At 66.8% G+C, this 13812-nt stretch carries 12 protein-coding genes; 5 read left to right on the top strand and 7 right to left on the bottom strand.

Annotated elements, in window-relative coordinates; genetic code table 11:
- Positions 1-44: 44 nt before the first annotated feature.
- Positions 45-875, top strand: coding sequence for a UbiA family prenyltransferase (locus tag IWX81_RS04350; RefSeq protein ID WP_199279998.1), 831 nt, complete (start codon positions 45-47; stop codon positions 873-875).
- Here the strand turns inward: IWX81_RS04350 and IWX81_RS04355 are convergent.
- On the bottom strand, positions 872-2272 hold the full coding sequence (locus IWX81_RS04355; RefSeq protein WP_334593013.1) for an MFS transporter: 1401 nt from the start codon (positions 2270-2272) through the stop codon (positions 872-874). The two genes, IWX81_RS04350 and IWX81_RS04355, sit on opposite strands and share 4 nt — an antisense overlap.
- Before the next feature lie 119 nt (positions 2273-2391).
- On the opposite strand from IWX81_RS04355, the gene IWX81_RS04360 reads away from it, so the two are divergent.
- The gene (locus IWX81_RS04360) at positions 2392-3624 is read left to right on the top strand and encodes an FAD-binding protein (protein WP_199279999.1); all 1233 of its coding nucleotides are present in this window, start codon (positions 2392-2394) and stop codon (positions 3622-3624) included.
- Here IWX81_RS04360 and IWX81_RS04365 read toward each other — a convergent pair.
- The 3 genes from IWX81_RS04365 to IWX81_RS04375 all read right to left on the bottom strand — a co-directional run bounded on the left by IWX81_RS04365 (position 3621) and on the right by IWX81_RS04375 (position 8223).
- The gene (locus IWX81_RS04365; RefSeq protein WP_199280000.1) at positions 3621-6161 is read right to left on the bottom strand and encodes a DEAD/DEAH box helicase; all 2541 of its coding nucleotides are present in this window, start codon (positions 6159-6161) and stop codon (positions 3621-3623) included. The two genes, IWX81_RS04360 and IWX81_RS04365, sit on opposite strands and share 4 nt — an antisense overlap.
- Before the next feature lie 349 nt (positions 6162-6510).
- Positions 6511-7443 (bottom strand): nucleoside hydrolase, encoded by a 933-nt coding sequence (locus tag IWX81_RS04370; protein WP_199280001.1) that lies wholly within the window; start codon positions 7441-7443, stop codon positions 6511-6513.
- Between the two features lie 9 nt (positions 7444-7452).
- Complete coding sequence (locus IWX81_RS04375) at positions 7453-8223, bottom strand: ParA family protein (protein ID WP_199280002.1); 771 nt, start codon at positions 8221-8223, stop codon at positions 7453-7455.
- A gap of 58 nt (positions 8224-8281) precedes the next feature.
- On the opposite strand from IWX81_RS04375, the gene IWX81_RS04380 reads away from it, so the two are divergent.
- On the top strand, positions 8282-9748 hold the full coding sequence (locus IWX81_RS04380; RefSeq protein WP_334593018.1) for an SDR family NAD(P)-dependent oxidoreductase: 1467 nt from the start codon (positions 8282-8284) through the stop codon (positions 9746-9748).
- Positions 9742-9942, top strand: coding sequence for a putative acetyltransferase (locus IWX81_RS04385; RefSeq protein ID WP_199280003.1), 201 nt, complete (start codon positions 9742-9744; stop codon positions 9940-9942). The genes IWX81_RS04380 and IWX81_RS04385 overlap by 7 nt, the downstream gene beginning before the upstream one ends.
- On the opposite strand, the gene IWX81_RS04390 is transcribed toward IWX81_RS04385, so the two are convergent.
- Positions 9939-10715, bottom strand: a complete 777-nt coding sequence (locus IWX81_RS04390) for a DUF1353 domain-containing protein (RefSeq protein ID WP_199280004.1) — start codon at positions 10713-10715, stop codon at positions 9939-9941. The two genes, IWX81_RS04385 and IWX81_RS04390, sit on opposite strands and share 4 nt — an antisense overlap.
- 123 nt (positions 10716-10838) lie before the next feature.
- Between IWX81_RS04390 and IWX81_RS04395 the strand changes: the two genes are divergently transcribed.
- Positions 10839-11408 (top strand): TetR/AcrR family transcriptional regulator, encoded by a 570-nt coding sequence (locus IWX81_RS04395; RefSeq protein WP_199280005.1) that lies wholly within the window; start codon positions 10839-10841, stop codon positions 11406-11408.
- A gap of 27 nt (positions 11409-11435) precedes the next feature.
- Here IWX81_RS04395 and IWX81_RS04400 read toward each other — a convergent pair whose 3' ends face one another.
- Both IWX81_RS04400 and IWX81_RS04405 read right to left on the bottom strand, forming a co-directional pair.
- Complete coding sequence (locus IWX81_RS04400) at positions 11436-13124, bottom strand: FAD-binding oxidoreductase (protein WP_199280006.1); 1689 nt, start codon at positions 13122-13124, stop codon at positions 11436-11438.
- Positions 13121-13804 carry a lysophospholipid acyltransferase family protein gene (locus IWX81_RS04405; protein ID WP_334593021.1) on the bottom strand — a complete coding sequence of 228 codons (684 nt, stop codon included), beginning with the start codon at positions 13802-13804 and terminating at the stop codon, positions 13121-13123. Before IWX81_RS04405 ends, IWX81_RS04400 begins: the two co-directional genes overlap by 4 nt.
- Positions 13805-13812: the final 8 nt, after the last annotated feature.

Below are 13812 nucleotides of genomic sequence, written 5' to 3' on the forward strand. Positions count from 1 at the left end.
CGATAGTGACAGCCGACCTGCGTGTCGGCACATACGATGACAGGATGCTTCGCACAGCGAGCGCGCTGGCGCGGTCGACCCACCCCGGCCCGACCGTCGCAGTGACGGCCATTACGGTCATCCTCGGCGTCGGCATCGGGCTGGACCCATGGCAATGGGCAACGCTCGGGGCCGCGTTCCTGCTGGGCCAGGCATCGGTGGGACTGTCGAACGACTGGATCGACGCTGGACGGGATCGCGCCGTCGGTCGCACCGATAAGCCCGTCGCGGCCGGCCTGCTGAGCGGCACCACGGCCCGAAACGCCGCGATCATCGCTGCGGCGGCAGCGATCGCTCTCACGGTTCCCCTCGGCTGGGCGGCGACGGTGGCCCACTCGGTCTTCATCGCATCGGCCTGGGCCTACAACCTCGGGGTGAAATCCACTGCGCTCTCGGTCGCTCCCTACATCGTGAGCTTCGGCCTGCTGCCCCTCATCGTCACGCTGTCGCGCAGCGAGCCTGCCGTCGCATCCCCCTGGGCGATGCTCGCTGGGGCATTGCTGGGGGTGTCCGCACACTTCGCCAACGTGCTCCCGGACCTGGACGACGACAGGGCCACCGGCGTGAGAGGGCTGCCGCACCGGCTCGGACCGCGGTCAAGCGGACTCGTCGTTGCGGGAGCGCTGGCGGCGGCATCCATCAGCATCGTGGTCATGCCGGGACCGGCACCCGCCTATCTGCTGGCGGGGCTCGCACTCAGCCTTATCCTCGCCATCACGAGTGCCGTGCTCATCGTGCGGGGGCAACCCACCCGCCTGGTGTTCAGGATCATCATCCTCGGCGCCCTTATCGACGTCGTGATGCTGGCGCTGTCCGGCGCCAGGCTGCTCGCCTAGACCTGTGCATCCTCGGCGACAGGGGCGGTCGGATTGCGGATGCCGACGAAGGACACGATCCCCCCGAGGAACAGCAGTGCGGCCGTGACGATGAGCACGCGGTGGAAGCTCGCCACGTCGAGCTGGCCGGCCACGATCACCCCGATGAAAGCGATGGCGACAAGACCGGCGACCCGCGCCACGGCGTTGTTCGTCGCCGAGCCGATTCCCGCCTGTTTCGACGGGATGGAGCCGAGGATGGCGGAGGTCAGCGGGGCCACCGTGATCGAGATGCCGACGGCGAACACGAGGATGCCCGGCAGCACGTTCCACCAGTAGTTCACGTTCTCCCCCATCGTGAGCAGCAGCAGATAGCCGAATCCCGCCATGATCGGGCCCACCGTCATGAAGAGCCGTGGACCGTATCTGCCGCTGAGCGAGCCGAAGATTCCCGACAGGAACACGTTGCCGAGGGAGACCGGCAGGAACGCGAGCGCGGCGATGGTCGCGGGATATCCGGCCACCTGCTGCAGGAAGATCACCACGATGAACCCACCGATGGAGAGCGCCGCATAGATGAACAGGGTCGCGAGGTTGCCCCACGCGAAGTTGCGGTTGCGAAAGATGCCGAGCGGCAGCATGGGAGCTTTCACGCGTGATTCCCACCAGATGAATGCCGCGAACGACAGCAGTCCCAGACCGAACGGGAGGAAGATCCTGGGGTCTCCCCAACCGAAATTCGCCTGCTCGATGAGCGCGAAGACCGGGCCGCCGAGACCGACAATCCCGAGCGCTGCGCCGACGAAGTCGAGCTTCACCCCTTCGGCCCTGGTGTCCTTGTGCCTGAGCACGAACAGCAGCACGAGGGTCAGGCCGATCGGGATCACGTTGATCGCGAACACCAGTCGCCAGGAGAGATAGTCGACGAAGAGACCTCCGACGAGCGGACCGGCCAGGAACGAGGCACTCGTCCACGCCGTCCACGTGCCGATGGCTTTCGCCTGGGCCGCTCCGCGGAACGTCGAGATGATCAGCGCGAGCGAACTCGGCACGAGCAGGGCTCCCGCGATCCCCTGCACGGCCCGCAGGATGATGACGAGCTCGGCGGTGGGTGCGATCACGATGAGCACGGAGGCCACGCCGAAGGCGATGAGCCCGGTGCGCAACACCACGATGCGACCGAACACATCAGACAGTGAGCCCGCGAGCAGGATGAGCGAGCCGAGCGTGATGAGGTACGCATCCACCACCCACTGCTGGGTCGTGAGCCCTCCGCCGAGTTCTTCGCTGATCTTCGGCAGCGCGACGTTGATCACCGAACCGTCGAGGAATGCCACGAACGACGCGAGTATGGCGATCACGAGAATGAGGCGCTGTTCGCGCGTCATCCCCGCCTGCTGGGAGGTTTCTGAAGTCACTGGTTCATTCAACACCCGAGCGCACCGATCCCCCGGCAACCGCGGCGGCGAGCACTGCATCGGGCGCGCGGGCAGCGACGAATGCAGGGTTGAGCCTGCCGCTGGAGCAGAATGGGCAGGTGAGCATAGGAACGAACTGGGCGAAATACCACGAATATCGCGCCAGCACCCTCCACCAGCCGGGAACGATCGATGAGCTCCAGCAGCTCGTCTCAGCGGCCAGCACCATCCGGGCTCTCGGCAGCAGGCACTCGTTCAACGACCTGGCCGATTCCACCGAACTCGTCAGCCTCGCGGCGATGGATCCGAACATCGTCATCGACGAGGAGACCGAGACCGTGTCGTTCTCGGCCGGGCTCACCTACGGCGAACTCGGCGTAGTACTGCAGGGCGCTGGCTGGGCCCTTCGCAACCTGGCGTCGTTACCGCACATCTCGGTGGCCGGGGCGATCGCGACCGGCACCCACGGTTCCGGTGTCACCAACGGCACCCTCGCGCGCGCCGTCTCCGGGCTGGAGATCGTCACGGCGAGCGGAGAGTTGCGGACCATCGGACCGGTCGATCCCGAATTCGACGGCGCCGTCGTCTCCCTGGGGGCACTCGGGATCGTCTCCAGGATCACCCTCGATATCGAGCCGACCTTCGACGTGAGACAGGATGTCTTCTCGGGCCTCAGCTGGAACTCGCTGCTCGAGAACTACGACGGCATCGTGACGCGCGCCTACAGCACGAGCATCTTCACCCGCTGGGTGGATGACGCGGTCGGCGACGTGTGGCTGAAATCCAGGATCGGCGACCGCAAGCCCCCGCAGGAGCTCTACGGTGCCGCCCGCGCTGCGACCGACCTGCATCCGCTGCCCGACGCCTCGTCCAGCAGCACCACCACCCAGGGCGGAATCCCCGGACCGTGGATCGACAGGCTCCCCCACTTCAGGATGGGGTTCACCCCGAGCAACGGGGACGAGCTTCAGACCGAGTACCTCGTGCCGCGCCGGCACGCGGTCGCTGCCATCTCCGCGATCCGGGGGCTGGGCGACCGCATCGCGCCCCACCTCTACGTCTCAGAACTGCGGACGATGGCGGCGGATTCGCTGTGGCTGAGCGGCGCATACGAGACCGACGCGGTGGGCATCCACTTCACCTGGAAGTTCGAGCCAGACGCTGTGCTCGCCCTGTTGCCCGTGATCGAGGATGCCCTGGCGCCGTTCGACGCCAGACCGCACTGGGGCAAGCTGTTCCACGCGGTGCGCCGTGAGCTGTATCCGAAGCTCGGCGAGTTCGTCTCCCTGGCCGAAGAATTGGACCCGACGGGCAAGTTCCGCAACGACTACCTGCAGCGCAACGTCTTCTAGATCATTCCTACGGCGGTGAGGCGCACCACCGCGAGACCCAGCTCGGCGGATTCGGCGAGGTCGATAGTCGCGCTGATCCCCCAGTCGTGATCGCCCGCCGGATCGTCGAAGATCTGCCGGACGGTCCACTGCCGGGCGCCCTCCTCGATCACGATCATCGAGGGGCCGCGAGCGTCGCCGCCGGTGCCGAGCGTGTCGTGTTCGTCGAAGTACAGGTCCATCGCGTCGGCCCAGGCGTCGGCCGTGAATCCGGATGCCGCATCCAGCTCCCCGAGCGCCTCCCAGTTCTCGAGCGCCGCGAGTTGCACGCGGCGGAACATCTCGTTGCGCACGAGCACGCGGAACGCCCGAGGATTCCCCAGCACGCTGGGTGGCGCGGGGGGCACCACTGGCGCGGTCGGGTCGGCCGACGGGTTGATCATCGCCTCCCATTCGTCGAGCAGGCTCGAGTCGACCTGGCGCACGAGCTCGCCCAGCCACTCGATGACGTCGAGCAGCCCCTCGGTCTTGGCCTCGTCAGGGATGGTCTGGCGAGCCGCCCGGTAGGCATCCGAGAGGTAGCGCAGCACAAGCCCCTCCCGGGGCGCGAGCTGGTAGAAGCCGGTGAAGTCGGCGAACGTCATTGCACGCTCGAACATGTCGCGCACGACCGATTTGGGGCTGAGAGCGAAGTCTCCGATCCACGGCTGGGTCGCGGAATACTGCTCGAACGCGGCATCCAGCAGCTCTTCGAGCGGTTTAGGCCACGTGACCTGCTCGAGCAGTTCCATGCGCTGGTCGTACTCGATGCCCTCGGCCTTCATCGCGGCGACGGCCTCGCCCCGAGCCATGAACTGCTGCTGCTGGAGAACCGGGCGGGGGTCGTCGAGGGTCGATTCGAGGATCGAGATCATGTCGAGCGGGTAGGTCGGCGACTCCGGGTCGAGGAGCTCGAACACGGCGAGCGCGAACGGCGAGAGCGGCTGGTTGAGCGCGAAGTTCGGCTGGAGGTCGACGGTCAGCCTGATCTCGATGTTCTCCTCGAAGGTCTCGACGAGTTCGCCGTCGTACAGCGCCATCACGGGCACGGTGATCTGCTCGACGACACCGGCGGCACGCAGGGTGCGGTAGATCGCGAGCGCCTGGCGCGCCAGGGCCAGCTTGCCGTTCCAGCTTTCGTGGCTGTCGAAGATCAGGTCCCGCATGTTCGCGAACGCGTCACCACCGCGGGCGATCACGTTGAGGATCATCGAGTGACTGACCTTCATGTGGCTCGTGAGCAGCTCGGGCTCCGCGGCGATCATCCGCTCGAAGCTGGGTTGACCCCACGACACGAAGCCCTCCGGCGCTTTCTTGCGCACGATCTTGCGCACCTTCTTGGGGTCGTCCCCCGCCTTGGCGACGAGTCTCGCGTTCTCGGCCTCGTGGTCCGGAGCCTCGGCGACGACGGTTCCGGCCGTGTCGTAGCCGGCGCGCCCGGCCCTGCCCGCGATCTGGTGGAATTCGCGAGCGCTCAGCTGGCGCATCCTGACGCCGTCGTATTTGGTGAGAGCGGTCAGCAGCACCGTGCGGATGGGCACGTTGATGCCCACGCCGAGCGTGTCTGTGCCGCAGATCACGCGCAGCAGGCCACGCTGGGCGAGCTGCTCCACGAGCCTGCGGTACTTGGGCAGCATGCCGGCGTGGTGCACGCCGATTCCGGATCGGATCAGGCGGCTGAGGGTCTGCCCGAACCTCGTGGTGAAGCGGAATCCGCCGATCGCCTCCGCGATCTCGTCGCGCTGCTCGCGGCTGATGACCTTGATGCTCGTCATGGCCTGCGCTCGCTCGAGCGCGGCAGCCTGGGAGAAGTGGACGATGTAGATCGGTGACTGCCCGGTCCCGAGCAGATCCTCGACCGTCTCATGCACCGGAGTCATCACGTAGGAATAGTGCAAAGGCACCGGACGATCGACACCGGTGATGAGCGCGGTCTCGCGGCCCGTGCGGCGCGTCAGGTCGTCGGCGATCGGCTTCATGTCGCCGAGAGTCGCGGACATCAGGATGAACTGCACGCGCGGCAGTGTCAGCAAAGGGACCTGCCACGCCCAGCCGCGATCCGGGTCTGCGTAAAAATGGAACTCGTCCATGACGACCTGGTCGACCTCGGCGTCAGCGCCCTGCCGCAGGGCCATGTTGGCCAGGATCTCCGCTGTGCAGCAGATAATCGGGGCGTCGGGGTTGACGCTCGAGTCGCCTGTGACCATGCCCACGTTCTCGGCGCCGAAGATGTCGACGAGAGCGAAGAACTTCTCGCTCACGAGGGCCTTGATGGGTGCCGTGTAGAACGAGCGTTTGCCCTGCGCGAGCGCCGTGAAGTGGGCCGCGATCGCGACCAGGGACTTCCCGGTTCCGGTCGGGGTGCTCAGGATGATGTTGGCGCCGGAGACGATCTCGATGAGGGCTTCATCCTGCGCGGGGTACAACGGGAGTCCGCGGCTTTCGGCCCAACCCGCGAACGCGGTGTATGCGGCATCCGCATCGAACGGACTCGGCGCGAGGTCGAGGAGGGCTGCCATCCCTCAACCGTATCCGGCTGCGCGCACCGGGGCCGCCGCGCCGCCCGCCGCTGCCCGCCGCCCGCCGCGCCGCCCGCCGCGCCGCGCCGCCCGCTGCCCGGCCTGCCGCGCTGCGCTGCCCGCCGCCCGCCGCGCCACTACCTTTCTCGCGTCACTACCGCGCTCACCCTGCCGCGAACTGCGGCATATCGTGGGAGCGCTCAGGCCGCCTCCACGATATGGCGCAGTTCGCGAGATGGACGGATGCGCGAGGGAACGGATCCGAGGGGACGGGCGCGAGGGAAAGGATGCGCGAGGGGACGGGCGCGAGGGGACGGATGCGCGGCGGCGGTCCGGCTCAGCGGCGGCGCTACGCCGAGTGCTCGGCGGCCACTCGCGCGTAGACGGTCTCCACGTATGCCCAGAATCCGCTCACGTCGAGAGTCGTCGCCACCACGGCGTTGGGCGACGGCGAATCGAAGTCGACGACGGTCATCCCCGTGGTGAATTCACCGGTGGTCTCGATGTCGACGCGTGCGGGCCGGGTGTCGAAGAGGTCGGGCCGCGCCACGTAGGCGACAGCGCAGACGTCGTGGACGGCCTGGCCGTCCCAGTCTGGAACGTTCGGATTGAAGTAGAAGGTCGACAGCGGCACGATCAGTTCGTCGGCGAGCGCGCCCAGCCGCGTCATCCGCTCGATAACTATCGAATTGGCCTGCGCCTGGAGGGTCAGGTCGAGCCCGATCATGGTGACGCGCCAGTCGGCGTCGAACACGATCCGGGCGGCCTCTGGATCTGCCCAGATGTTGAACTCGGCGGCCACTGTCGCGTTGCCGCGGGTGTATGACCCACCCATGATCGTGAACGACGCAGCCCAGCGGGCGATGGCCGGTTCCTTCTCAAGCGCCAGGGCGATATTGGTCAGGGGGCCGGTCGCCACCAGGTGGATGCTGCCGGGAGTCGCCCTGAGCACATCGATGATGGCGTCGACGGCGTGGATGCCGGTGACCTCCAGAGTCGCCTCGGGCAGTGTCACGGCGCCGAGGCCGCCGGCCCCGTGCACGTGTGCCGCGTCACGGAACGACCTCGTGAGCGGCCCGGCCGCGCCCGCGGAGATCGGAACCTTCGGGAACTTCAGGTACTCCCGCAGCTGGAGCGCGTTCCTGGTGGTGTTCTGCAGGGCGACATTGCCGCCGACCGTCGTCACCGCGACGAGCTCGATATCCGGATCACCGTGCGCGAGCAGCAGCGCCAGCGCGTCATCGAGCCCTGGATCGCAGTCGAGAAGCAGCTTGTACGGCATAGCTGAAGGCTAGTGCCTGGACTTTTTCGTGCCGGCGCTTTTCAGCCCGGCGGCCTTCCGCACAGCGCCCCAGAGTGCGGCAAACGATCGCGCGGCCTCTGAGGTCGGCCCGAAGGTACCGACGGGCGCGAGCTCCATTCCCATCCGCTCGATGAGCACGGTCGCGGGGACGAACACATCGATGACGTCCCTGTGGGCTGTCGGCAACGTTTCGAGGGCGACACGGTGAGCGGTCTTGCGTCGATCCACCATCGACAGGAAGGCCAGCACCGGTGTCTTCTTATCCGTGTCTGCGACGAGGCGGCCGACCTGCTCGAGCGAGCGCAGCGCCAGCGGTGACGGCACCAGGGGAAGCACGACAACATCCGCGACATGGATGGCGTTCTCCGCGACCAGCGATGCGCCGGGTGGGCAGTCCAGGATGACGACGTCGTAGTCGCCCCTGATCGAATCCAGCACTTTCGCGATGCGCTGAGTCGACTTTCTGGCCCCGTCCATGACGAGTTCGAGGTCACGGTAACTGTCGTCGGCCGGAATCACGTCGAGTCGTTCGAACGCTGTGGGCCTGGCAGCGCTGCCCGCATCGGTCCTGCCGCTGATCAGGGCATCGACACCGCCCTTGACCTTCGGCTTGACGTCGAACAGGAACGTCGCCGCACCCTGCGGATCCAGATCCCATAGCAGCACGCGCAGGTCTTTGGCGGCTTCCCACGCGAGGTTCACCGCGGCCGTCGTCTTACCGACCCCGCCCTTAGTGCTGTACACGGCGACAACCTTCATGCCCTCACCATAGGTGACCGCGGGCCGGGCACGCCCGGGGTTCGCCGTAGAATCTCGTGTGACCTTCGAGAAGAACGAGCCCAGCGGCATCGACCCTGACGATCTCGATGTCGTGCTGAAAGTGCTGTCGCAGATGGCGGATATCGACGAGGAACATCCTGACTTCATCACGGTCCGCCGGGCGACCGCGAAGATGTTCAAGGCCGTCAAGAAGGAACGAAGGCTCGAGAAACGCGCAGTGATCGCCGACGCCGACCGCAGCGTGATCGCCGCGACCGCCACCGGAGCGCCGGATCGAATCGACGACGAGACCCGCGGCATCCCGATCTCGACGACCACCACCGCGCCCACCGCCGGAACACTCATCAAGGCGCGCGCCTGCTACATCTGCAAGAAGCCGTACACGCATGTCGACGCGTTCTATCACCAGCTCTGCCCCGACTGTGCGGCGATGAGCCACGCCAAGCGCGACGCACGCACCGACCTGACCGGCAAGCGCGCGCTGCTGACCGGCGGTCGCGCAAAGATCGGGATGTACATCGCCCTGCGGCTGCTGCGAGACGGCGCCCACACGACGATCACGACCAGGTTCCCCCGGGACGCCGTGCGCAGGTTCACGAGCCTTCCCGATTCGGCGGAGTGGATGCACAGGCTGAAGGTCGTCGGAATCGATCTGCGCGACCCCGCCCAGGTGATCGGTCTCGCCGACGATGTCGCGGCCGCCGGACCCCTCGACATCCTGATCAATAACGCAACCCAGACAGTGCGGCGCTCCCCCGGCGCCTACCAGCCGCTCGTGGATGCCGAGCTCGCTCCGCTGCCGGATGGGCCGCGGCCCGAGCTGGTGACCTTCGGGCACACCAACGACCAGCACCCCCAGGCTCTCGCGCGATCCGTCAGCGCGCACCCGATCCTGGCGGCAGCGGCCGCGAGGGCCGACGAACTCACCGAGCAGGCCATGGCGCCGGGCTCGAGCTCGCTCGAGCGGCTCGCCGCAGGGACGGCGATCGATGCCGGCGGGCTGCTTCCGGACCTCGACACCGTCAATTCGTGGACACAGCACGTCGACGAGGTCGACCCACTCGAGATGCTCGAGGTGCAGCTGGCGAACACCACGGCGCCGTTCATCCTGATCTCCAAACTGCGGCCATCGATGGCGTCGAGCGACGCGCACCGCACATACGTGGTGAACGTCAGCGCGATGGAGGGTGTCTTCGGTCGCGGGTACAAGGGGCCGGGGCATCCCCACACCAACATGGCCAAGGCCGCCGTCAACATGCTCACCCGCACGAGCGCGCGCGAGATGTTCGAGAGCGACCGGATCCTGATGACGAGTGTCGACACCGGCTGGATCACCGACGAACGACCGCATCCGACGAAGGTGAGGCTCGCCGAGGAGGGCTTCCACGCGCCACTCGACCTGGTGGATGGAGCCGCTCGCGTCTACGACCCGATCGTGCGTGGAGAGGCCGGCGAAGACCTGTTCGGCATCTTCCTCAAGGACTACGCACCCGGGTCATGGTAGCCATCCCCACCCCGGGAATGCGGGTCGTCGTGCGGTACAGGTTGCCGTCGGGCCAGGCGACGGATGCTCTCGGCATGCTGATCAGCGCAGACGCATCGACGCTCGTAGTCGACGGCAAGCGCGGGGTGGAACGGATCGCGGTCGACACCGTGATCGCCGCCAAAGAAGTGCCTCCGGCACCCGCTCCCCGCTAGCTTCCCACCCGGCGGAGGTTGCGGACGTCGGTCGGCCCCAGCACGGGAGATCCCCGTCTCCTGGGCAGGTCGACGAGCGCCCACACGATATTCTCGATCGCGAAATACGGGAGATAGGCCGCGACCTGGAGCACGGCGACCGGCAGCATGAGCGCTCCGGCGTAGCTGGCCCAGACGAGGAGCCTCCAGTGGCGACCGCCGATCGTACTCGACGCCAGGGGAAGCGCGATGAGGGCCGCTGCGGCAGGAGTTCCGGTGACGGCGAGAGTGGTGCCCGCCACCACGAGAAGGAGACCGATGATGCCTAGCGCGAGCATTGCGACGAAGCGGGAGGTCGAGTGCTTCTGGTAGCGCTCGAACGACACCACGGTCCACATCAGCCAGGCCCTGAATGGAGCTACTCCGAGCTCGCGGAGCCCGAGCCGGAACGCCCGGTCAATGCGCTCACGCTCGGCAAGTGCATCCACGACAGGAAGCACAGACTGCCGCACCCTCCAGCATTCGCTGTCGTGCACCACCGCGGCGGCCGTCTGCCTCCCGTATGACGCGATCAGGCTCCAGAAGATCAGCGGGACAGAGGCCAGGTCGGTGCGATTGCCGGGCAACGGCTCTGTGGCGCGAATGTGCGCCTCCGCCCAGGTGATGTGTTCCGGGGAGGCGCCGGCCTCCACATAACCGATGCGCTCCCTGAGCTGGAAGGTCGGCGCCGTCACCGGAACCTGGCCCAGTTCGATGGATGCCAACTCCCGGCCCGCGCTATCGATGAACGGCATCTGCTCCCCCTTCGGCGGCGACCCCGACGTCACCTCGTCGCAGGGTACCGTCAGCGACAGTCATCCGCACCTGCGAGGGTCGCCGATATCATGGGAGCCCGAGACCCTGCGAGGTGATGGCGTGTGACCGAAGCGACACCGGCACGCCCGCCGCGGCATCCCGATGTCGACGCCCGCATCTTCGAGGCTGCTCTCCACATCCTGCGCGGCAGGGGCCCGCTCGCCGTCAGCATCGAATCGGTCGCTGCGGCCTCGGGGGTCGCGAAGACAACCATCTACCGTCGCTTCGAGAATCGTGAGTCGCTGCTCACCGCCGCGATCTCCACCGCAGCCACCTCGGTCAGCTTTCCCGAAGGACTCACCGCGAAGGATTCGCTGAGGTGGGTGCTGCGTCACGCGAGCGACACCATCGAGAACGTGGTCGGTCGCGGCACGGTGGCCGCGATCATCATGAACGAGGATCCGCAGTTCACGCAACTGCTGCTCGGGATGATCCGGGGCTCCACGAAGGCACTCAGAGACGACCTGCGCGAACGCGCGATCGCCGGGGAGATCAACCGCGACGTCGATATCGAGCTGGCCATGAGCATCCTTCTCGGCGTGGTCGTGGCCGAACTGATCCGCGGCCGCGCGACAGACGAAGCCTGGGTCGACTCTGTACTCACCCTGCTGTGGCCCGCCTTCAGCGTCTGAGCCGGCGGGCCACGAGGGTTATCGGGCTCAGTGCGGGAGGATCTTGCCCGGGTTGAAGTTCTGAGCGGGGTCTGCGCTTTCGAACAGCCCCGTCATGATCTTCACGCCCTCCTCCGAGATATCCTGCGTGATCCACGGCGAGTGCTCGAGGCCCACACCGTGGTGGTGCGAGATCGTGGCGTGGTTGTCGACGAAGGCCTGCTGGATGGCGTTCTTGACGAGGTTGTACTCCGCGATCGGGTCGTCACCGAAGGTGAAGGCGAACGTGAAGTACAGGCAGGCCCCCGAGTGGTAGGAGTGCGACATGTGGCTCATGATCCAGCCGTCGTTACCGAGCTGGTCGTAGGCGCCCTGGGCCGCCTCGTAAACAGCCTTGTGCACACCGACGAGCTTCGACCACGGCGCCGCGGTCTCTGACACGTCGCCCGCCGCCCCCATGTCGAGCAGGAAGTCGCGCAGGTACGGGGTGTCGAACTTCTTCTGGTCGTACAGGATGCCGGGGCCGGTGCCCACGCCCATGCCACCGTGCTTCTTCACGATGTCATCGACGAGCGACTTCTGGTGCTTCGCGTGGGAGACGCTGCCCTCGAATCCGATGAACGACAGGCAGATGTCGTCGAGGTTCCAGCCCTTGGCTTTCATGATGCCCGGGAGCGCCGACTCCGCCATGAACTTCGACACGCCCTTGCGGTCTTTCGACGTCGCGAGCGAGAACGAGGTCTCTCGCGAGTCCGAGATCCTGGTGATCGAGGGGGCGGCATCCGATTCGCTGATGGCCTGCATGGCGGCGATCCCCGACGCCCAGTTCGGGAAGAAGTAGGCATAGACATCGCGCTTCTCGGGGATGCGGTGCACCTGCACGGTCACCTCGGTGATAACGCCGAGCTTCCCCTCGCTTCCGAGGATCATCTCGCGCACACTCGGGCCGCTCGACGTCGACGGCAGCGGTCGCAGCACGAGCACCCCGCCGGGGCGCACCACGCGCATGCCGCGCGCGATGTCGGCGATGTCGCCGTACTTGTCAGACTGCATTCCGGATGACCGGGTCGCGACCCAGCCACCGACGGTGGAGTGGGTGAAGCTGTCGGGGAAGTGACCGATGGTCCAGCCCAGCTTGTTCAGCTGCTCCTCGAGATCGGGACCCTGGGATCCGGCCTGGATGCGGGCGAGTCCCGAATCCGTGTCGATGTCGATCACGGCCCGCAGGCGACCGAGGTCGAGGGAGACGATCGTGCGGGTCTCAGTGGGGATCGGCTCGAGGCTGCCGGCGATGTTGCTGCCGCCGCCGAACGGGATGATGACGGCGTTGGCTGCGACCGCGGCATCCACGATCTGCTGGATCTCGGCCTCGTCGGCCGGGTAGATCACGACGTCGGGGCTACGGAGGATCGCGTTGCTTCGCACGCGGATCAGGTCGCGGATGCTCTTGCCGTAGGTGTGGACCACGCGAGCCATGTCGTCTGTCGTGACGTTCTCGGCGCCGACGATCTCCGTCAACCGCGCGGTGAACTCCTCGGTGGCATTGCTGGATGGCACGTTGAGGTCGTCGAACGACGGCTCCCCCGCGCGCACTGCGGTGCCGAGGTCGAGGCCGACCGCGAACTTGACGAAGGGCGCGAAACCCGGCTTGTCTTCATGGTGGAACCCCACACCGTCAACGCCCCAGCCCCACCACTTCATGTGGTGCACAGCGGTGCGGTCAATAGCCTTGGTCATGTCGTTCCTTTCCGGGCGCGAGCCGGCATCGGTCGCACAGTTTCATGCAGGCGACGAACCTCGCCTGAAAGTCGTCGCGAGAACTGCTCGGCAGTCTCGCCCTCGTCAGGTCGCATCGGTGCACCGAACACGATGGTGACCGGATACCGTCCGCGAAGGGGCCAGTTCACGCCCCGGGGCATGGCCTCACTCGCCCCGACCAGAGCGATGGGGAGACACGGTGCTCCCGTGGTGATGGAGAGCGCTGCAGCGCCGGGCTTGAACGGGCCCATCTCGCCGTACTTCGACCGGCCGCCCTCGGGAAAGATGAGAAGGGGCACCTTGCGCTCGAGCAGCGCGCGCGAGGATCCCGTGCGCTTGCCCTCGGAGTTCCGCTCGATGGCGAAGGCGTTGAAGAACAGTGTCGTGAGCCATTTGCGCCACTGCACGTCGAAGAAGTAGTCGGCGGCCGCCCCGGCAGCGAGGTACCGCGAGAGCCGCCTCGGCAGTCCCCCGATCACAAGCGGGGCATCCAGGTGGCTCGAATGATTGGCGACCGCGATGTAGGGCGCGTCGAGGTTGCGGATCGCGTCTTCGCCACGGATCGTCACCCGCACGAGCCGCCAGACCACGGGCTTCAGGATTCCGCGCTGGGCGAGGAACCTGACTCCCGCAACCCCTGAAGACGTGAATCGATCCATCGACGGGC

The sequence above is a fragment of the Salinibacterium sp. CAN_S4 genome, from assembly GCF_015752305.1.
Lineage (GTDB): Bacteria > Actinomycetota > Actinomycetes > Actinomycetales > Microbacteriaceae > Rhodoglobus.